This window comes from Acinetobacter sp. 70_2, assembly GCF_056736115.1.
The window spans coordinates 1,386,431-1,407,491 of the sequence record NZ_JBWZIP010000015.1 but is presented as its reverse complement, the minus strand read 5'-3'; the positions used below and the strand labels follow the sequence as shown (position 1 = coordinate 1,407,491).

General features: G+C 37.4%; 19 protein-coding genes. 4 read left to right on the top strand and 15 right to left on the bottom strand.

The genetic code is table 11. From position 1 onward, the window contains the following. Positions 1-48: 48 nt before the first annotated feature. Entirely contained in the window at positions 49-3,801 is a 3,753-nt protein-coding gene (gene putA / locus AC1PJ9_RS15715; protein WP_311087779.1) for a trifunctional transcriptional regulator/proline dehydrogenase/L-glutamate gamma-semialdehyde dehydrogenase, read from the bottom strand. A 124-nt stretch (positions 3,802-3,925) separates the two neighbouring features. Here putA and AC1PJ9_RS15710 point away from each other — a divergent pair, with 124 nt between their 5' ends. After that, positions 3,926-4,414 carry an AsnC family transcriptional regulator gene (locus AC1PJ9_RS15710; protein ID WP_019458967.1) on the top strand — a complete coding sequence of 163 codons (489 nt, stop codon included), beginning with the start codon at positions 3,926-3,928 and terminating at the stop codon, positions 4,412-4,414. 35 nt (positions 4,415-4,449) lie between these two features. On the opposite strand, the gene putP is transcribed toward AC1PJ9_RS15710, so the two are convergent. The 14 genes from putP to AC1PJ9_RS15640 form a co-directional block, all read right to left on the bottom strand. Continuing rightward, positions 4,450-5,940 (bottom strand): sodium/proline symporter PutP, encoded by a 1,491-nt coding sequence (gene putP / locus AC1PJ9_RS15705; protein WP_311071364.1) that lies wholly within the window; start codon positions 5,938-5,940, stop codon positions 4,450-4,452. 409 nt (positions 5,941-6,349) lie between these two features. Beyond that, positions 6,350-7,057, bottom strand: a complete 708-nt coding sequence (locus AC1PJ9_RS15700; protein WP_311088067.1) for an SIR2 family NAD-dependent protein deacylase — start codon at positions 7,055-7,057, stop codon at positions 6,350-6,352. A 98-nt stretch (positions 7,058-7,155) separates the two neighbouring features. Further along, on the bottom strand, positions 7,156-7,530 hold the full coding sequence (gcvH, locus tag AC1PJ9_RS15695) for a glycine cleavage system protein GcvH (protein WP_001016341.1): 375 nt from the start codon (positions 7,528-7,530) through the stop codon (positions 7,156-7,158). A 38-nt stretch (positions 7,531-7,568) separates the two neighbouring features. Then, on the bottom strand, positions 7,569-8,594 hold the full coding sequence (locus AC1PJ9_RS15690; RefSeq protein ID WP_311087778.1) for an AraC family transcriptional regulator: 1,026 nt from the start codon (positions 8,592-8,594) through the stop codon (positions 7,569-7,571). Positions 8,595-8,702: 108 nt separating this feature from the next. After that, a complete protein-coding gene (locus AC1PJ9_RS15685; RefSeq protein WP_000966086.1) occupies positions 8,703-9,143 on the bottom strand; it encodes a MaoC family dehydratase in 441 nt (146 codons plus the stop codon). Then, complete coding sequence (locus AC1PJ9_RS15680) at positions 9,143-10,990, bottom strand: ABC transporter ATP-binding protein (RefSeq protein ID WP_311087777.1); 1,848 nt, start codon at positions 10,988-10,990, stop codon at positions 9,143-9,145. The genes AC1PJ9_RS15685 and AC1PJ9_RS15680 overlap by 1 nt, the downstream gene beginning before the upstream one ends. Positions 10,991-11,364: 374 nt before the next feature. Next, a complete protein-coding gene (locus tag AC1PJ9_RS15675) occupies positions 11,365-11,901 on the bottom strand; it encodes a DUF2058 domain-containing protein (RefSeq protein WP_263613572.1) in 537 nt (178 codons plus the stop codon). 3 nt (positions 11,902-11,904) lie between these two features. Beyond that, positions 11,905-12,585, bottom strand: coding sequence for a YoaK family protein (locus AC1PJ9_RS15670; protein ID WP_200001960.1), 681 nt, complete (start codon positions 12,583-12,585; stop codon positions 11,905-11,907). Positions 12,586-12,590: 5 nt separating this feature from the next. Then, on the bottom strand, positions 12,591-13,793 hold the full coding sequence (gene sstT, locus AC1PJ9_RS15665; protein ID WP_311071359.1) for a serine/threonine transporter SstT: 1,203 nt from the start codon (positions 13,791-13,793) through the stop codon (positions 12,591-12,593). A gap of 418 nt (positions 13,794-14,211) precedes the next feature. Then, entirely contained in the window at positions 14,212-14,520 is a 309-nt protein-coding gene (locus tag AC1PJ9_RS15660) for an ArsR/SmtB family transcription factor (protein WP_263613574.1), read from the bottom strand. 476 nt (positions 14,521-14,996) lie between these two features. Beyond that, entirely contained in the window at positions 14,997-15,563 is a 567-nt protein-coding gene (locus AC1PJ9_RS15655; RefSeq protein WP_263613575.1) for a TetR/AcrR family transcriptional regulator, read from the bottom strand. Positions 15,564-15,924: 361 nt separating this feature from the next. Further along, the gene (locus tag AC1PJ9_RS15650) at positions 15,925-17,088 is read right to left on the bottom strand and encodes a ribosomal protein uL16 3-hydroxylase (protein ID WP_311087776.1); all 1,164 of its coding nucleotides are present in this window, start codon (positions 17,086-17,088) and stop codon (positions 15,925-15,927) included. A 30-nt stretch (positions 17,089-17,118) separates the two neighbouring features. Then, entirely contained in the window at positions 17,119-17,712 is a 594-nt protein-coding gene (locus AC1PJ9_RS15645) for a Maf family protein (protein ID WP_311087775.1), read from the bottom strand. Continuing rightward, complete coding sequence (locus AC1PJ9_RS15640) at positions 17,712-18,095, bottom strand: DUF2237 family protein (protein ID WP_209833207.1); 384 nt, start codon at positions 18,093-18,095, stop codon at positions 17,712-17,714. The genes AC1PJ9_RS15645 and AC1PJ9_RS15640 overlap by 1 nt, the downstream gene beginning before the upstream one ends. A 138-nt stretch (positions 18,096-18,233) precedes the next feature. Between AC1PJ9_RS15640 and AC1PJ9_RS15635 the strand changes: the two genes are divergently transcribed. The 3 genes from AC1PJ9_RS15635 to fba all read left to right on the top strand — a co-directional run bounded on the left by AC1PJ9_RS15635 (position 18,234) and on the right by fba (position 20,944). After that, on the top strand, positions 18,234-19,421 hold the full coding sequence (locus AC1PJ9_RS15635; protein WP_311087774.1) for a phosphoglycerate kinase: 1,188 nt from the start codon (positions 18,234-18,236) through the stop codon (positions 19,419-19,421). A gap of 121 nt (positions 19,422-19,542) precedes the next feature. Beyond that, positions 19,543-19,785, top strand: a complete 243-nt coding sequence (locus AC1PJ9_RS15630; protein ID WP_263613579.1) for a hypothetical protein — start codon at positions 19,543-19,545, stop codon at positions 19,783-19,785. 121 nt (positions 19,786-19,906) lie between these two features. Beyond that, on the top strand, positions 19,907-20,944 hold the full coding sequence (gene fba / locus AC1PJ9_RS15625) for a class II fructose-bisphosphate aldolase (protein ID WP_002121428.1): 1,038 nt from the start codon (positions 19,907-19,909) through the stop codon (positions 20,942-20,944). Positions 20,945-21,061 lie beyond the last annotated feature (117 nt).

Genomic DNA, 21,061 nt, shown 5'->3' with positions numbered 1-21,061 from the left:
AAAAAGCCCAAATGCTGAGATTTGGGCTTTTTTAGATAAATTTAGGTGTTAGTCAGACATAGTCATTAAGCTTGCATTGCCACCAGCTGCAGCTGTATTCACACTAATTGCACGTTCAATCACTAAACGTTCAAGTGGAATTGACTCGTTTGATTCAACATGTGTAATGCCAACAATTGCGCCAGAGCGGCTAGCAATTTCTTGTTGTAATGAAAGAACCTCTTCACGACTACCATGGTGTAAAACAGCATCAAAATTATCTGATGTGATGTTTTTAACTGTAGTAATTGCATCAAGAACATCTTTTGGCAACGTTTGTTTATGTTTTGCCAACAATGGACTATTTGGCATTACCGCAGCTTGGCTACCCACTGCAAAAATTGCGAGTAATTGATGTAATTGATTTTGTTCAGTGTCTGCAATTGAAAGCACACGGTGACGCGGCAGAATAATATATTGGTTACTTTCCCCAGTAGGGCCTTGTAACTCATAAAACTTACCTACACCAAATGGTTCAATATCACGATTTGCTTGTGGTAAATGCTGTTTTGCCCAGTTTTGTAAGCTCTGATAAACCTCTCGGTTAAAGCCTTCATATGCAGTTTGTTCATTTTTCATAGCGAATGGTGTTGCCAATACTTTATTTGAACAATTTTGCATTAAGCGATACATGTAAAGCGGACCACCAGCTTTCGGACCTGTACCCGATAAACCTTCACCACCAAATGGTTGAACACCAACAACAGCACCAACAATATTGCGGTTGATATAAAGGTTACCCACTTCAGCATGTTGAATAACGGTTTGGATAGTTTCATCAATACGGGTATGCAGACCCATTGTTAAACCATAACCTTTGGCATTAATACGTGAGATGAGTTGTTCAAGTTCGCCGTATTTATAGGTAATGATGTGTAAAACAGGACCAAAAACTTCGCGTTGTAAGTCATCGAGGTTAGGTAACTCAATTGCTGTTGGTACAACAAAAGTACCTTTGCTCAATTCATTTTGACTAGTTGCACCAAACATCAATTGATGTACTGGATAGCCTTTAGACTTCATTTTTTGGATATGCTGATCAATTGTCTGTTTTGCTTCTTCATCAATAACAGGACCAATATCCGTTTTTAAAATAGCAGGGTTACCTACGATTAACTGCTGCATTGCACCTTTAAGCATTTTAATAACGCTTGCCGCACTATCTTCTTGTACACATAAAATACGTAAAGCAGAGCAGCGTTGACCTGCGCTATCAAATGCAGAACTTACAACATCTAGTACAACTTGTTCAGTTAATGCAGATGAGTCCACAATCATTGCATTCTGACCACCAGTTTCTGCAATGAGAGGAATAGATTGGCCATTAGCAGCCAAACGTTTTGCAACTGTTTTCTGCAAAATTTTTGCAACTTCAGTTGAGCCAGTAAACATGATGCCATCAATGCGTCGATCTTGGCTAAGCTGAGCACCTACTGTTTCACCACGGCCAGGTAATAATTGTACAGCGCCATGTGGAATACCAGCTTCCCATAAAATTTGCACTGCTTGAGCCGCGATTAAAGGTGTTTGTTCGGCAGGTTTTGCAATAACACAGTTACCACTGACTAATGCTGCAGCAATTTGACCAGAGAAAATTGCAAGAGGGAAGTTCCATGGACTAATACAAAGTACAGTACCAACTGGCTGAATAGTTGTATTTGCGGGAAGATTCTCAACTTGAGTTGCGTAGTAACGTAAGAAATCTACAGCTTCACGAACTTCTGCAATTGCATTGGCATAAGTTTTACCACTTTCACGGCAAAGTAATACCATTAACTCTTGAATACGACTTTCCATAAGGTCAGCTGCACGTTTTAAATATTGTGCGCGTTGATCTTTAGGTGTATTTGCCCATTCAATTTGTATCTGTTCAGCTGCATTCAATGCAATTTCTACATCATTAAGATCAGCTTCTTGTACATACCCAACAATTTCATCATTTTGTGCTGGGTTTGTAATTGCAACAGAATGACCTTGTTCTGTTGAAGCGTTATTTCCTAGTAATGGACGGCTTTGCCAAACACGATTACGTAGTTGTTGAGCTGTGCTATCTAAAGCTTCAAGCGGAGTGTCGTTTGCTAAGTCATATCCTTTAGAGTTTTTACGGAGTGTGCCGTACATATCTAAAGGAAGAGGAATTGATGGGTGTTTTAAACCAATTGAACCTTCAAGTTTAGCTGCATTGCGTATATCGTAAATTGGAGACTGAATGAGGTCTTCAACCTTAAGTGTTTTATCGGCAATACGGTTAACAAATGAAGTATTTGCACCATTTTCAAGTAAACGACGAACCAGATAAGCTAACAAAGTTTCATGGTTACCAACTGGAGCATAAATACGGCATGGCACGCCTAATTTATTTTGCTCGCGTGGACCAACAACTTGTTCATAAAGTGGTTCACCCATGCCATGTAAGCATTGGAACTCATATTGACCAGCATAATATTTGCTTGGATCAGCTAAATGATAAATTGTTGCCAATGTCTGAGCGTTATGAGTCGCAAATTGCGGATAGATATATTCTGGCGCTGCAAGTAATTTTTTAGCACAAGCAATATAAGATAAATCTGTATGTACTTTACGTGTGAAGACAGGGTAGTCATCCATACCTTCGATTTGTGCTTTCTTGATTTCGCTATCCCAATATGCGCCTTTTACAAGACGAATCATGAGGCGTTTTTGGCTGCGTTTAGCAAGGTCAATAATATAATCAACTACAAAGAAGCAGCGTTTTTGATAAGCTTGAATAACGAATCCAATGCCTTTCCAGTTCGCTAATTCCGGCTCGAAACAAAGACGTTCGAGTAACTCAAGCGAAATTTCTAAACGCTCTGATTCTTCAGCATCGATATTTAAACCAATATTGTAGTGTTTGGCTAAACGAGCAAGTTCAAATACTTTGCCGTAAAGTTCTTGATGAACACGTTCAATTTGCGCACGTTGATAACGAGGGTGTAAGGCAGAAAGCTTAATTGAAATACCCGGGCCATCATAAACGCCTTTACCATTAGATGCCTTACCAATGGCATGGATAGCTTGCGTATAATCGTTAAAGTAGCGTTCAGCGTCATGGTCAGTTAAAGCTGCTTCACCTAACATGTCATAAGAATAACGAAATCCCTTATCTTCAAGTACTTTCGCATGGTCTACAGCTTCTTCAATGGTTTCCCCAGTTACAAACTGTTCACCCATCATACGCATTGCAACATCAACTGCTTTACGAATAATGCCACGTCCACTACGTGCTAAAAGGCCAGTAAGTACACTTGAAAGACTGGTTTGCTTTGGTGTTTCCATAAGCTTACTAGTTAACATGAGGCCCCATGCTGCAGCATTGACAAACATTAAACTGCTTTGGCCAACGTGTTCTTTCCAGTTACCTTGGTTGATTTTATCTCGAATCAGTAAGTCACGTGTTGCTGTGTCTGGAATACGAAGCAAAGCTTCGGCAAGGCACATTAAGGCCACACCTTCTTGTGAAGACAGAGAGAACTCTTGTAATAACCCTTGAACAATACCTGCTTTCCCAGAAGAGGTCTTACGTTCACGTAAATTATGGGCAAGGTTAAATGCAAGGTCATAAATTTTATGATCTAAATCATCAGATACCGCAGCAGCTTGTAATAACTCTTCTACAGCTTCAGGTTCGGCACGTCGCCAAGCTGTATTAATGCGCTGTTCAAACTCACTTTTATCGTTGAATTCGGTGATATAGCCTTGGTGAGATTTATCCATTTGATGAAAAGTATCCATTGTGTTCATATCTATTTCCGACAACCGACTCTCATAAACTCATCTTGAGTAGAGAGGTTTAGATAATTTATGATTACAGAAGAAACACCGAATAACTCACTATATTTAGCCTATTTTTTAGAGGAAAATTCAGATGAATGGCCCATTATTAAGCCTTGATCGCACTGATTTAAAAATTTTGGATATTCTTCAAACAGATGGGCGAATTTCTAATAGTAAATTAGCCGAAATGGTGAACTTATCTCCAACCGCTGTTATGGCTCGAGTGCAGAAGCTAACAAAAGATGAATTTATCTTGGGCTATGAAGCCAAATTGAATCCAATCAAACTGAATGCAAATTTTTTGGTGTTTGTAGAGGTCTTACTTGATAAAACAACACCTAACGTTTTAGACGAGTTTATTGATGCAGTCGTGCATTATCCAGAAATCGTTGAATGCCATATGGTCAGTGGAGGATTTGATTTTTTAATTAAATTACGAAGTGGCAGTATGGAGGAGTTTAGACGTATTGCTGGGCAGGTACTATGGCAATTACCTGGTGTGAAAGAAACCCGTAGCTACCCTGTGATGCAAGTTGTAAAAGATACTTCAAAAATTAAAATCAAAACGAAAAATAAATAAAAAGGGGCCGAAGCCCCTTTTTATTTTATTCATTTTTATACACTTTCTTTGTAGAGTTTGTCGCCTTGTTCAAAACGATCAGTCACATCAGAGTTTGGTGCTTTTGAAATTAAGCTCACTACAATGATGCTGATAAACGCACAGATAAAGCCAGGAATAATCTCGTAAACCCCAGTGCCTGCGAAAAGATTTTTCCAACCAATCACAACAACAGCACCTACGATCATGCCCGCTAAAGCACCTTCTAAAGTCATACGTTTCCAGAACAATGACAAGATGATGAGTGGACCAAATGCAGCGCCAAAGCCAGCCCATGCGTAAGCAACAAGACCAAGAACTTTACTGTCAGGATTACCTGCTAGCACAATTGCAAGAACTGCAATTGCAAGAACCATGACTCGACCAACCCATACAAGTTCTTTTTGAGATGCGTTTTTACGGATGAAACCTTTGTACAAATCTTCAGTTAGCGCACTTGAACATACTAAAAGCTGACAGCTTAATGTACTCATAACAGCAGCCAAGATAGCAGCTAGAATGATACCCACAATCCATGGATTGAATAAAATTTTAGTCAATTCCATAAATACAGTTTCAGGGTTTTTGCTTACAACTGCTGCAAGTTCAGGGTGTTGCTGGAAATATGCAATACCGAAGAAACCAGCACCAACAGCACCAACTAAACATAAAATCATCCAAGTCATACCAATACGGCGAGCAGCAGGAATTGATTTTACAGAGTCAGCAGCCATGAAACGTACAAGAATGTGCGGTTGGCCAAAATAGCCTAAACCCCAAGCCATTGAAGATAAAACGGCTACCACACTTAAATCTGAAACGATGTTAAATGCATGTGGGCGAGCAGTTTCAATAAGCGTTACAAACTGAGTTGTGTCGCCAATTGCAAGGTAAGTTACGATTGGGGTGAGTAAAAGGGCAAAAATCATTAAGCCAGCTTGGAAAGTATCAGTCCAGCTAATTGCCAAGAATCCACCAATACAAACATAACTGATTGTTGCAATAGCACTTAACCAGATTGCGGTGGTATATGACATACCAAATAAATTTTCAAATAAACGAGCGCCAGCTACCATACCTGAGGCACAGTAAATTGCGAAGAAAACCAAGATAATAACGGCAGAGAAAATACGAAGAATCTTTTTCTTGTCATCAAATCGACTTGTAAAATAGTCGGGCAGAGTGAGTGCATTATTTTGGATTTCAGTATGAACGCGTAATCGACCAGCAACCAGTAACCAGTTAAGCCAAGCACCGATAATTAGACCAATTGCAATCCACGCTTCAGATAAACCAGAAAGATAAATTGCTCCTGGTAAGCCCATGAGTAACCAACCACTCATGTCTGATGCGCCTGCGGATAATGCAGTAACAAAACTGCCTAAACTACGACCACCAAGAATATAATCAGAGAAGTCGCTTGTAGCACGGTAGGCGAATAAGCCAATAAGTACCATTGCTACGATGTACACCATAAACATGATGAGGGTGGGATCAAAATAACTCATAATGGATGTGTGTCCTTATATCCATAATCCGTGATTGTAACCTAATCCAGGTCGCTGTTTTCTTGTACGGCATTTCAAGAGGTTGAGATTCAACCACAAAAGAATTTTTTTGCTCTGTTATCTTTGTGATGTATTTTATGTATTTTTGTGTAAACAGGTGTAATTACAGTTACACTTTAAATTAAATTTATTTTAATCAATGATTTATATGAGTTAAATAATTCATTTATTCTTGAGAAAATTATAAAAATAGTAAATTTAGAAAATAGATTAGTATGTTTGGTTACAAAATTAGCAATGACAATATATGATTCAAGAAAAAATTTGATATGAGTTGAGTGTTTTCGCATCAATTTCATGTGAAAAGACAACTTTAGAAGTGAAATCTGCAATAAAAATGAAAGAAATATTAGCTCGTCAACTGATGAAATAGCTCTTTCATACCTTCTGTGGCTGTCATATTTAATAGTTTATATTGAGATGGAACACGAGAATGATCTGCTTGAGGATCTATATAGTAGGCTTCAGTGTAATTTGGAATTTCATGAACTAAAGCAGCAACAGGATACACACTTAAGGTTGAACCAATAACAATGAAAATATCGGCTTCCTGTACTTGCTTTATGGCTTCTTCAAATGCGGGAACTGCTTCACCAAACCAAACTACATGAGGACGAAGTGGATAGCCATTTGGGCAAAAGTCATGTTCTAAGTCTAACTTCCAACCATTAATTTCATAAAACTCAGTTGTATATTGTGCATCTGGTCCAGAGCTTTTTGCTAATCGAATATTGCCATGTAGATGCAAGACATTGCGGTTACCAGCGCGCTCATGTAAATCATCAATATTTTGCGTAATAACCTGTACATCGAAATGGTTTTGTAGTTTGGCAATGTACTGATGAGCTTCATTTGGCTGAGCTTCTAAAATATTTTTACGACGTTCATTATAAAACCGTTGGACTAAAGCAGGGTCTTTATTCCAAGCTTCTGGAGTGGCAACTTGTTGTATATCATAATTTTCCCATAGGCCATTACTGTCACGAAAAGTACTAATTCCACTTTCTGCACTCATGCCTGCACCAGAAAATACAACAAGTCTTGTCATGTCAGTGATCCTATTCATCTGGTTTTTATAGCTGATTTATACATATATAAAAAAACCAGTTTAAAAGTAAACTGGTTTTTATTAAATATTGAAAGCGATGCTATCTTTTATAAGCCTGCTTCATATTCTGCATTTGTTAAAAGTTTTTCAACATCAGCTATGTTGTCTGGCTTGATTTTATAAATCCAGCCTTTCCCGTATGGGTCTTCATTTACAAAATCGGGATCATCTTCAAGGTCTGTATTTACTTCCACTACAGTACCAGAAACAGGAGCGTGGATATCAGAAGCAGTCTTAACTGATTCAACTACTCCAGCTTGTTCTCCAGCTGTTACTTTGCTGCCTACTTCAGGAGTCTCCACATAGACCAAGTCTCCAAGTTCATCTTGTGCATGGTCGGTAATTCCTGTAATAACAAGATCACCTTCAATTTTTACCCACTCATGTGTACGTGCATACTTCAATTCTGAAGGGTGGTTCATGACAACTCCTTAAGCTTGTGTCCAATATTTTAATAACATTATAAATAGGGGTCTTTGCGCCAGTTACTCGGACTACGGCCACTCCAGCGTTTGAATGCACGGCTGAAATTTGCGACATCGGAGTAACCAAGTTCATCTGCAATTTGTTCAAGGCTATAATCTGTACGTGAAAGTAAAGAAGTCGCATGACGATATCGGACTTCATCTACTAATGTTGAAAATGAAGTCCCTTCAGCTGCCAATTGTCGCTTTAAGGTGCGATCTGACATATGTAGGTATTCTGCTACATTTTCTATGCTTAAGTAATGTTGTTCAGAATTACTTAAAATATCACGTACGCGCATTGCCAAACGGCGGCGTTCACCCAAAGCAGAGAGTTCAGCTTCACATTGGTTAATGGCAATTTGACTAGCGATTGGATCGGAATTAATTAATTTAATGCTTAAATATTTTTTATCAAAACTAGAAATTAAATGAGGCTGATTAAAGCGAATAGTGCTGCTGAGTTTGCTTCTATATTTATCAAAACCTGCTGGTTCTGGAAAATCTAGGTCGACATCGCCTGCTAAATCTTCGATACCTGTCATTGCTTTTGCCATTGTCATGATGCCAATGGTTAAGCCTAAAACAATTTCGGTACGAAGTGGTTCTAGCTCAATATCACACTGTAATTGTAATGTGGCTTTGGGACCGAATGTAGAAAAATAAAGTTGTAAAAAGGGTAAGCGTAACTGGATAAAACGAGCAGCAAGAGCAATCGCTTCGGTAATATCTTTTGCTGTCATTATCGCGTAGCCAATAAATCCATGAATTGAAATACGCATTTGAGTGCCAATATGGAAACCCAATGTACTTTCACCAGTGAGATTTAAGGCATGTTTAACCAGCTCATTTGCTACAGGTGTTGAAATACGATATTCAGGATCGGCTAATTGCTCACTCGTAAGATGAAAAGGGGCAAATAATGTTTCATCGTTGTATCCCCAACGTGAAACAACATCTAATAGCAATAAGCCATAGACTCCTGGAATACCTTGATCTTGACGAGCTGAGGTAATTTTCATATGCGTTCCGTTGCTCTCATCAATTTTCTACGTGCATTTCTTACACATCTTGTCATGAAATATAATTTGAGTTTATAAAAACTGTTAGACAATCATATCAACGATTCGTTAAACATTCTTTTTAAAGACAACGATTTTTGTCGTTGAAATAAGTAAAACATCCCCATGCTGATTTAAGGCTTGCGTAACGTAACTTACAATACCACGATCCAATTTTGTTTTGGATGGTGTAATCGCGGAAATTTCAGCTTCAACATGAATACGGTCACCTGGACGGGTTGGACGAGGCCAACGTAGACTCGACTCCGAACCCACTAGTCCACCATGAATTGGCATACATTCAGTCCATAAGCGCATCGTAATTGCAGAGGTGTGCCACCCACTGGCAGCAATACCTTTAAAAATGGGATCTTCTTTGGCTAGCTCTTCATCTGTATGGAAAGGCTGAGGGTCATAGTGGCTTGCAAATTGTTTGATTTCATCTAGTGTAATTTCATATTCACGACTGATAAAACGATCACCAATTTTTAAATCTTCTAAATAAAGCATTAATCCTGACCCTGTACTACTTTTTGCTCAATAAGAAAACCGCCAGTTTGACGTTTCCATAATTGTGCATATATACCATCTTTGGCAATTAATTCTTCATGGGTGCCTTGCTCTGCAATTTTACCTTCATCAAGAACAATTAAACGGTCCATTTGAGCAATGGTAGACAAACGGTGAGCAATTGCAATAACTGTTTTATCTACCATCAGGTCATTTAAACTAGACTGAATAGCTGCTTCAACTTCTGAGTCTAATGCACTTGTTGCTTCATCTAATATTAAAATTGGTGCATCTTTTAAGAAAACACGTGCAATAGCGATACGTTGTCTTTGACCGCCTGAAAGTTTAACACCACGCTCACCAACCTGTGCGTCATAGCCAGAACGACCTTTTAAGTCGACAAGTTGGGGAATAAAGTCGGCTGCCCTTGCTTTATGTACTGCGCTTTGCATGTCTAGATCGGTTGCATCCGGACGGCCATATTTAATGTTTTCAGCAACTGAGCGATGTAGTAGAGAGGTATCTTGAGTAACTAAAGCAATATTCGCTCTCAAACTATCTTGGGTAACATCTTCAATATTTTGCCCATCAATTAAAATTGCACCTTCTTTAAGATGGTAAAAGTGTAAAAGTAATTGAATGAGGGTAGATTTTCCTGCACCTGAACGGCCAACGATACCAATCTTTTCACCCGCTTTAATATGTAGGTTAAAGTGATCGATGACATTTTTATTGTTATAGGCAAAGGTAACATCTTTAAATACGATTTCACCTTGCTTTACTGTAAGTGGTTTTGCATCTGGTTTGTCTTGAATATTGATTTTCTTACCAAGAGTTTGCATACCATCTTGAATAGTCCCAACATTCTCAAATAAAGCTGACATATGCCACATCATAAACTCAGCCATGCTATTCAGTTTTAAAATCATGGCGGTAGTCGCCGCAATTACACCTAATGCTGCTAAGCCTTGTGTCCATAGCCAAACTGCAGTACCAATTACACCTACAAATAAAACAGCAGAGAGTAAATTAATGCTGACTTCAAAAAGAGTACCTAAACGCATTTGCGCATAGACTGTTGACATAAACTCTTTCATTGACGCTTTTGCATACTGGCTTTCACGACCAGCATGTGCAAATAATTTAACTGTTTGAATATTTGTATAAGCATCAGTTACACGGCCAGTCATCACGGCACGAGCGTCAGCTTGTTGCTGTGAAACTTTGCTTAAACGTGGAATAAAGAACCAAGCACTTAATAAAAATAGTCCCAACCAAACCATAAGGGGAATAAGTAAAGTTGGTGAAATTGCACCCAGAACAATACTAACGGTAATAAAGTAAATGCTGACGTAAGCCAACATATCACCCAAAATTATCCAAAACTCGCGTATAGCTAATGCTGTTTGCATCACCTTTGCTGAAAGGCGTCCCGCAAAATCATTATGGAAAAAGTCTAGGCTTTGCTTTAATAAAAGGTTGTGGAAGCGCCAGCGTAAGCGCATTGGGAAAGTGCTATATAAAATTTGGTGTTTTATAACAGATTGAATATTAACAAATAAAATATTGGCGAATAAAACACTAATTAAAATAAGGATATTGGACGCATGTTGGCTTAAAAAACTTTCAGGCTGGCTATTACTAAGCCAATCTACTAATTGTCCAATTTTTGAAAAAAGTAAGGCTTCAAAGCTAGCTGCACCAGCTGTACAAATAATCAGTAATAGTAAATATGGGCGTACACCCTCAGTAGCTTGCCAAACAAATGGGAAAAAGCGAGTTGGTAAGGGCTCATCCAGACCTTTGGTTGGATAAGGATCTACAAGTTTTTCAAACCACTTCAGCATGAATGACTACCTTTATACATCAGCTACTTTATTAAAATTTCGCAATTTAATTTGCAATAAAGTCAGTTAGATCAAACCTGATAAAGATGTTGATCTGTTGGGTGTGTGGGTACACGTCAAAGTCTATGTTGTATATCTTTGGCTAAAACTGACATGATTTAGACAAGACATAAATTTGGAATCGGGAAAAGCCTAAGAGGCATGGTAAAGACAAAATGTTTTATTCATTATATCGATAATAATAGATGAAGTGGTGAATGAATTTGCCCAGAATGTAATTTTTATAAGTTTTTTTAATAAATGATAAAATATTGATATTTACTGCTAAGCAGCATGAGCCTTTATCTCAATATTGATAAAGGCTCTCATAATAATTACCACATTAAGTCATCTGGAATTACATATGCTGCATATGGATCTTCTTCATCGGTAGTTTGTTCATTTTTCTCTGCATTATTAATTAAAATAAAGCCTTGCATTTTTTGATCAATTTTTTCAGCCAAAGCCTTTGGTAGATACGCGTATTGATCTTGATCTTTTGCAATGACTAAACTACCTGTTACAAGTGCATTGTAGACTTGCTGAGATAGGTATACTTTTTTAATTTTATTTTCATCAATAAATTGATATGCAACATCTCCAGCAAAATCTGCAATTTTATGTTGCTTAATCATTTGAATGATTGAAGCCTTTAATGCTTTTTCTTCGAGTTGCTGCTGCTTTTCTAGATTCAAAGCTTGGTCTTTTGCTTGCTTCTCTTTTTGAGCTTTTTCAATATTTGCTTTGATTTCTGCTTCATTACTTTGACCAGTACGCTGTTCATGCTGAGCTTGCTTGGTGAGTTTTTTTGCTTTTTTATTGTCAACTAAACCGGCTTTGAGTAACTGAGCTTGTAAGGCATTTTTAACCATGACTTAATCCGAATCTGAAGAGGAAGAACTATGAAAATAAACGGCCCAATACGAAATACTGAGAGTTAAGCTTAAAATTGCTGGAAGCAAAAATGATTGCAATTTTAAGTAGGGGTGAACTGAAGCAGCAATTATACCACCAATAAGAAAACCTGAAAAAATAAGTAGATGTAAAATTATACGACGGTTTTCAACTTTTAAACCACGTGCCATATAACCAAGCGCAAGACCAAGGTCTGTTAAGACACCCGATAAATGAGTGGTTCTGATAATGGTTCCTTTATAATGGCTAACCATGGCATTTTGTAACCCCATAGCGACACAGGCCCATAATAATCCATATTTAGGAAAATAAGGCAGTAATAACCAGCAAAGGAAAATGAAGAGAGCAACGAGGCTTAAAGGAAGGCCATATCGACGGCCTAATTTAAAATGGCTATTACCTAAAATAAAGCCGCTATAAAATGATCCACATACGTAACACAGTATAACAAGTACTAAATATATGATGTGTTCAAATTGCCAGTTTACCAAACTCATCGCTAGCATACTGACATTACCTGTCATATGCGAAACTGACTGATGTAAAAGGGTGATTAGCCCTAATACATTAATCATTCCGGCATTTATAGCCAGTAAAAAGGCACCAACTTGGAACCAGTTTGGTAAACGTTGAAATGGCATGTTCTCTAAGATTTTTGTTTTGAGCGAATATCAACTGCGGCTGTAAATAAAACATCGGTAGATGAGTTAAGAGCCGTTTCCGTTGAATCTTGTAATACACTAATAATCATACCCACTGCAACAACTTGCATCGCAATTTCTGATGAAATACCAAATAAACTACAAGCGACTGGAATTAAAAGTAATGAACCACCTGCAACCCCAGATGCTCCACATGCTGAAACTGTAGCGACTACAGATAAAATAATCATAGTTGCTAAATCAACATGAATTCCTAAAGTATGGACAGTTGCCAAGGTAAGCACAGTAATCGTAACAGCTGCACCAGCCATGTTAACAGTAGCACCTAAAGGAATAGAAACGCTTGCAGTAGATGGGTTAACACCTAAACGTTCAGCTAAATCGAGATTAACTGGAATGTTAGCTGCTGAGCTGCGGGTGAAGAATGCGGTAATACCACTTTCTTTTAAGCATTTAAAAACAAGTGGGTATGGGTTACCACGAATTGTTAAACCCACCAAAATTGGATTAACTACAAGGGCAACAAAAAGCATTGTTCCTAGTAGAACAGCTAATAATTGTGCATAGCTTTCAAGCGTTGCTAAACCAGCATCGGCAAAAGTTACTGCCACTAAACCAAAAATACCCACCGGAGCAAATGCAATCACTTTATGAATAATCGCGCTCACTGCATGTGAAACATCATGCATTACTTGTTTAGTGGTATCTGAGCTGTGGCGCATTGCTAAACCGAGACCAATCGCCCATGCAAGAATACCAATAAAGTTTGCTTCGCTAATCGCTTGTACTGGGTTTGCAATAAAACTTAAAAGCAAGTTTTTTAATATATCAGCGAGACTACCTGGCGCTTGTAAGTTGTTATGCGAAACAGTGTTGAGAAATAAAGTGCTTGGAAAAGATAAGCTTGCTACAACAGCACTAAAAGCAGCTAATAACATACCTACTACATATAATAGTAAGACTGGACGTAAATTTGCACTGTGACCAACCTGAAAGTTGGCAATCGATGAGAGAACTAGGACAAAGACTAAAATAGGGGCAACCGATTTCAATGCTTTAATGAACAGTTCACCAAACAAGCTTAGGTAGGGCGTAACGTTTGGAAATAAGAGAGCAACGCCTATCCCTAAAATAATGGCGATAATAATTTTGGTGACTAAGCTTAATCGAGAAAAGAATTCAAGCATATAAAGGCCTTATTAACCTATTCGTGGCTAAAGGTTGAACAAGCGGAGTATTTTATACTTAAGTGATGTGAATCTTAAGCTTTTTTATACTCACTAATCATATTTATAAAAAATGATAATATTAAGTATTTGTTTTTAAAATAGTAAAATTTGAATGCTAGAGTAATTAAAATAATGTTTTGCTTATATTACAGACAATAATGGAAATAAGTAAACTTAATTATTGAGGGTTAAGACGAGTTAAGGGAGATATAAAAAGAAATAGAGAGATTATTTTTGTTTTCAATAGATTTGAATGTTAGAAAAACTACGCGAATTTTCAGTCCTCTTTGCTTGGATCATTACCAGCTACCAAGTTGAAAAATCGCATATTTCAGGAATACATTAATATTATTATAATTTTATAAGTTCAGCGCAGTTATTCTATACAGTATAACTGATAAAGCGTATTTAAAATGGAGTGCATCTTATCATCCTTTATGGAGTAGAAAATTTGTTTGCCATCACGACGTGTTGAAACGACATCACTTTTACGTAGCATCATCAATTGTTGTGAAAGGGTGGGTTGGGTGATTTGTGTTTTCTCTTCGATTTGAGAGACATTCAACTCCTCATGAGCTAAGTGACATAAAATTAATAAACGGTCAGTGTTAGCTAAAGACTTTAATGTTCCTACGACTGAATCAGCCGCATTTTTCATTTCTTCAATTTGGAGTCCATCTTTCATACTTTATACCTATATCAATATGGCCGGCATAGTATAGATTGATCTTATGAAAATGAATGTAGCAAAACTAATCAATCCAATTGTTTTTGTTGAAAAGGTTTATAAGTGTAATTGATAAATATATAGCATTATTAAGGTATAACAATAATTTGTAGTTGTTTTGTGTCAAAAGTGTTGCATTGTGTGAGAAGCGTAATTGTTAAGTATAAATGAAACAATGTCAAAGAAAATAAATCCTCTTTTTTGCTCTATCAATAGTTAATTCTGATTTATGTTTAAAAGGGGAATAAAAAAAGATTGAGTTTTTACTTTTTAAGGATATAATCAATCTTGTACAGACAGGTCTGTATATTCTAGTTTGGGATGTATAGTCCAAAAAAAACGTCTAACTCTAGACTAGAATGACTTTCAGACGCAGCGTGATGAATAAGAAGAAGATTCAACAATATAAGAAGAATAATATCACGCTTTATTTTTTAGTGTGCAACTTTTTCAAATTCAATAAGTTTCTCTACACGCTTCCAATAGTCATAAATTTTTACTGAGCCATGTTCCACCTGAGCTTGAATGGTCATGCCTTCTAATATATTGACTAATAACAATGCCAGAGGACGAGACTCTTCAATTTCATGCTGGACGAGAAGGTCTTGCATGAGTTGCGTTAACCATATTTTATATAAAGTCGCTGGTTGATGTGTTGAAGGGTATTGTTTTAATACTTCTTCTAAAGCTTTTTGAAACATACAGCCATTAAAGTCTTCGCTATTAAACCAATCTGAATACCATAAGAAAATTGCTTTGATACGACTCAATGGGTCGTTTTCATCTTCTTTAGATATAGCAGCAGTCAGAGAATTCTGTAAAAGTGAGTTTCTTAATAATAAACACTCTTCAATAAGTTTCTCTTTTGAAGGGAAGTATTTATAAAATGTCATTTTTGCTACACCAGACTCACTGATGATACGATCAACCCCTATAGAGTTATAACTATATGAGTTAAAAAGTCTTAAAGCAGTGGTAATGATGTCATCTTTTTTTGACATATTTTAGTAGCCTCACACAAAAAAATTGCTCTTAGCCTAAATGGTCGAGTGTATAAATAAAAAGCACGAACGCACAATTTTACATTGTATTGATTGTTATTGATAGGAAAAAATGGGTTTTTTAAAAGCAATAGAAGTTCAAAGCATAATGCTCTAGATGTGAATTTTATATTTATTGAAAAAATTTCTATGTCTTAATCAGACGTATTAACTAGATAATTTTTTGATGTAGAAAAATAAATTTATACCATAGACATACAGCCATAAAATAGATTTAAAGAATGGTATATTTAAGCATGTATTTATAAAAGAAAAAAGGAGAAATTTTATAAATTCCTCCTTTTAATGTATTTAGGCGATATTATTCTGCAGGTGGCAGTAACATAAGAATTGAATCATTCAATAATTGAACAATATTCTCTAAAATATCTAAACTGCTCAGCTGGTCGTTGAAAGGGATGCTTTCTCCATCTGCAATTGCTTTGAGTTGAGTGGCAAAAGATTCCACAATTGGTAAATCTTCTCCATTACCCCAAAACTTTAAAGCACCATTTTGTTCTGTATAAAGTAGACGAGAAGCTGGTTCAAGCAATAGTTCATAACCTTCTGACAAAATAGCATTGAGATCTTCAATTTCGATTTCGTCTGGTTCAGGAATGTTATCTGGATATTTAGGCTCAGTCATATATGCCATGATGGCAGCATCAAGTACTGATGAGTTTTGCAACTGAGCTAAAACTAACTCTCTTAAATAAGCCAATTCTTCTTTATTAATTTCACCAACTTGAGGAATGTTCTTTCGAGCAATGTCCACAACTGGGTTCTGTAGTAATTCATCAGTCGCAAATTGATCGCTAATTCTATCGATCATGCCTGAGACATTAGGCATACGGAAACCAAATGAGAAAGTTAAACAATCATCTTCGGCAACACCATAATGTGATAATCCTGGTGGGACATATAATAAGTCACCAGGTGCTAAAACTTCATCAAAATGAACATCGATCTCTGGTAATAGCTTTAATGGTTGATTAGGAACAAGTTCAGTGCTTGCATCACACATTTGGCCTAATTGCCAACGACGGTGACCATGGCCTTGAACAAGAAATACATCATAAAAGTCAAAATGTTTTCCAACTGAACCACCTTTAGGTGCATAAGAAACCATGATGTCATCACGACGCCATTGGGGAATAAAAGGAAATTTCTTCCATAAACCAGCTAGATCAAATGAGTAATGATCAACCGCTTGTACCAAGAGTGTCCATAACTTTGGTAATTTTTGAAAGTCACCTTTGGTTAGAGGAGAGGACTTTACATGCCATTCATTTGGATTTTTGTCTTTTTGACGGATAAGACGCGCACTAACATGATCTTCTAAAGCGAATTCTCTCACATCATTTGGCTCTAATATGCCAATGATTTCAGGCATGGCATTACGCACAAGTAATGGTTTTTTCTGCCAATATTCTGTTAAAAACTGTTCAGCAGTAATGCCGCCTAGAACGGTTAAAGGTTCTGTCATGGAGATAACCTATAAGTAAGCTAAAAAATATTAAGGAATTTGAAGTTCAAGCTGTCTTAAAATCTGACAAAGCTGAATCATGGGTAAACCCATTAGAGTGGTTTGATCTTGGCCTATCATTTTCTCGAATAAACTAATGCCAAGACTTTCACACTTAAAACTTCCAGCACAATGAAGGGGTTGGTCTAAATCGACATATCTCTCGATTTCAAGCTGAGTTAAATTGCGAAATTTAACTTGATAATGTTCAACTAGAGTATGTTCAAAGTTTTTTTCAAGACATTGGACGCTTAAGGCTGTACTAAAAAAAACTGTTCTGGCTGAGTTCGCTGCTAACTGGGCTTTAGCATTTTCAATCGATAATGGTTTGCCAATAAAATCATGAGGTGCATGTTCTCGCCATGCGACTTGATCGGAGCCAATTACAATTGCTTGAGGATTTTTCTGAGCAATCACCTGAGCTTTAGTAAATGCTAGTCTTTTTGCTAAATCATCAGCATGCGTCTCACCACGAGGACTCTCATCAATATCTGGGCTAATACAGATATATTCGATTCCCAAACGATTCATCAAATCCTTACGTGTTTGACTACTCGATGCCAAAATAATTTGGGGGTGTTTCATTACACTGCATATTCCATTAATACATCTAATGGGACATAGCTTAATACTGCTTGATGGCAGGCATGAAGTTTGACAGGTGGTGCTTGACCAGCTTGATATGCTTCTACCCAGCGAGTTACGCAAATGCACCAGAAGTCACCTGGTTGTAGACCTGGAAAACCAGCTTCAGGTAGAGGCGTAATAAGATCGTTGCCAACTTTTTGCGAAAAATTTAAAAACTCAGATGTCATTTGAGCACATACGGTATGTTGCCCAAGATCTGTTACAGCTGTATGGCAAAAACCATTTCGAAAATAACCCGTAATAGGGTCAAAACAGCAGCTTGCTAAAGGTTCACCTAAAACATTTAAACGATTGATTTGTGGATCTGGATGAATAGACATAATGGATGAAATATTAAATTACTACCTCTATCATAATCAAAACTTTGGCTTTCTACAGCTTTTATGCAAAAAAACTAACCTTTTTTGATGTAATCATTTAAAATTGGCGCGTTTTTAAAATCATAAAGAGAGCTTTACATGAATTTTCAGCGTATGACTGACCTTAACTTAGCAGGTAAACGTGTACTTATTCGTGAAGATTTAAACGTTCCTGTTAAAAATGGTGTGATTACCAGCGATGCTCGTTTACGTGCAGCACTTCCAACAATAAAAGCTGCTTTAGAAAAAGGCGCTGCTGTAATGGTATTTTCGCATTTAGGTCGTCCTGTTGAAGGTGAACCAAAGCCTGAGCAGTCGCTTGCACCAGTTGCAGCATATTTAACTGAAGCACTAGGCCAAGAAGTTAAATTATTTACTGATTATCTTGATGGTGTAGAAGTTCAAGCTGGCCAAGTAGTTTTGCTTGAAAATGTTCGTTTTAACGCGGGTGAAAAGAAAAATAATCCGGAGCTTGCACAAAAGTATGCTGCTTTATGTGATGTATTTGTGATGGATGCATTCGGTACTGCTCACCGTGCAGAAGCTTCTACAGAGGGCGTGGCACGTTTTGCTCCTATTGCAGCTGCTGGTCCATTATTAGCTGCTGAATTAGATGCACTTGGCCGTGCAATGCAAACCCCTGAAAAACCAATGGTGGCTATTGTTGCTGGCTCTAAAGTTTCAACAAAACTTGATGTTTTAAACTCATTGTCTACTATTTGCGATCAACTTATTGTTGGTGGTGGTATTGCAAATACTTTCCTAGCAGCTGCAGGTTACAACGTTGGTAAATCTTTATACGAAGCTGACTTGATTGAAACGGCAAAACAAATCGCTTCTAAAGTAAGTGTTCCACTTCCTACAGATGTTGTTGTTGCTGATGCATCTCAAATTAATTTTGAAGATTTCTTAGGTTCTTTAGCAGCAGCACAAGCAGTTGTTAAAAAAGTTGAAGACGTAACAGCAAATGACATGATTTTAGATGTGGGTCCTGAAACAGCTAAAGCATTTGCAAATATTTTAACAACATCAAAAACGATTCTTTGGAATGGTCCTGTTGGCGTATTTGAAGTTGATCAATTTGGTGAAGGTACTAAAGCACTTTCTCTTGCAGTTGCTCAATCTGACGCATTCTCGATTGCTGGCGGTGGCGATACTCTAGCTGCGATTGATAAATATAATGTTGCTGACCAAATTGGCTATATTTCAACTGGTGGTGGTGCATTCCTTGAGTTTGTTGAAGGTAAAACTTTGCCGGCAGTTGCAGTTTTATTAGAACGTGCATAATACATATATGTAAAAATAAGAAGGGGTTGAGTTCAACCCCTTTTTCATGGATAAGTCATTAAATTGTCATATTTCTGAAATAAAATAATGAGCACTAAATCACCAATTGTGGAAAATAGTGATGAATTTAAAACTTACCTTAGCTGCTTTGTTAATTGTTCCAGTGATGTTGACTGCTTGTGCTAAAAAAGAAGAGTCTTCTAAAGCAGGGCAAGATGCTGCTTCTACAGCAGTTGCTGATAAAGTAACTCCTGAACAGCAAGCTACAATTGATTCGCTTGATAAGCCAGTTTTAGATGAAAAGAATACAGATGTGGTTGAAGGTGGCGCGTCTAGCGAGCCGGCTGCTTCAGAAACTCATTAATTTGTTGTATTTTGTTAAAAAGTCCCTGCAAATGCAGGGATTTTTTTTGAAATACTGTGATTTGTTGCTGAATTGAAATAAATGACAAGGTAGAATAAGCCGCACTACCTGGGAGGATATTATGGCACTCATTTCAATGCGCCAGCTCTTGGATCACGCTGCAGAACATAACTACGGCGTACCAGCATTTAACGTAAATAACTTAGAACAAATGCGTGCAATTATGCTTGCCGCGGATGCAACCAATTCACCTGTAATTGTTCAGGCATCGGCTGGAGCTCGCAAATATGCAGGCGCTCCATTCTTGCGCCATCTTATTTTGGCTGCAATTGAAGAATGGCCGCACATTCCAGTGGTAATGCACCAAGACCATGGTACAAGCCCTGATATCTGTCAACGTTCAATTCAGCTTGGCTTTAGCTCTGTAATGATGGACGGTTCATTAGGTACAGATGGTAAAACACCTACATCTTACGAATACAATGTTGATGTAACTCGTAATGTTGTTGCTTTGGCACATGCATGTGGTGTTTCTGTTGAAGGTGAGATTGGCTGTTTAGGTAGCCTTGAAACTGGTATGGCAGGCGAAGAAGACGGTGTTGGTGCTGAAGGTGTACTTGATCACTCACAACTTCTTACTTCTGTTGAAGAAGCGACTCAATTTGTTGCTGATACCAATGTAGATGCATTAGCGATTGCTGTGGGTACTTCACATGGTGCTTACAAATTCACTCGTCCACCTACAGGCGATATCTTGGCAATTGACCGTATTAAAGAAATTCATGCGGCATTACCAAATACTCACCTTGTTATGCACGGTTCAAGCTCTGTACCACAAGAATGGTTGAAAGTAATCAATGAGTTCGGTGGTGATATTAAAGAGACTTATGGTGTACCTGTTGAACAGCTTGTAGAAGCAATTAAACATGGTGTACGTAAGATCAATATCGATACAGACTTACGTTTAGCATCTACTGGTGCAATTCGTCAGTTTATGGCTGAAAACCCAGCTGAATTTGATCCACGTAAATACTTTGCTAAAACTGTAGATTCAATGAAGCAAATTTGTATTGATCGTTATGAAGCATTTGGTACAGCTGGAAATGCTGATAAGATCCGCCCAATTTCTTTAGAGAAAATGGTTGATCGTTATAAATAATTCCCGTTAGGGTTTGATTTATAGAAACCGGTTATGTAAATAACCGGTTTTTTATTAGCCAGATTTTATTCGTAAAAAAACCTGTGATAAACACAGGTTTTAATAGCGGCAAAAAGA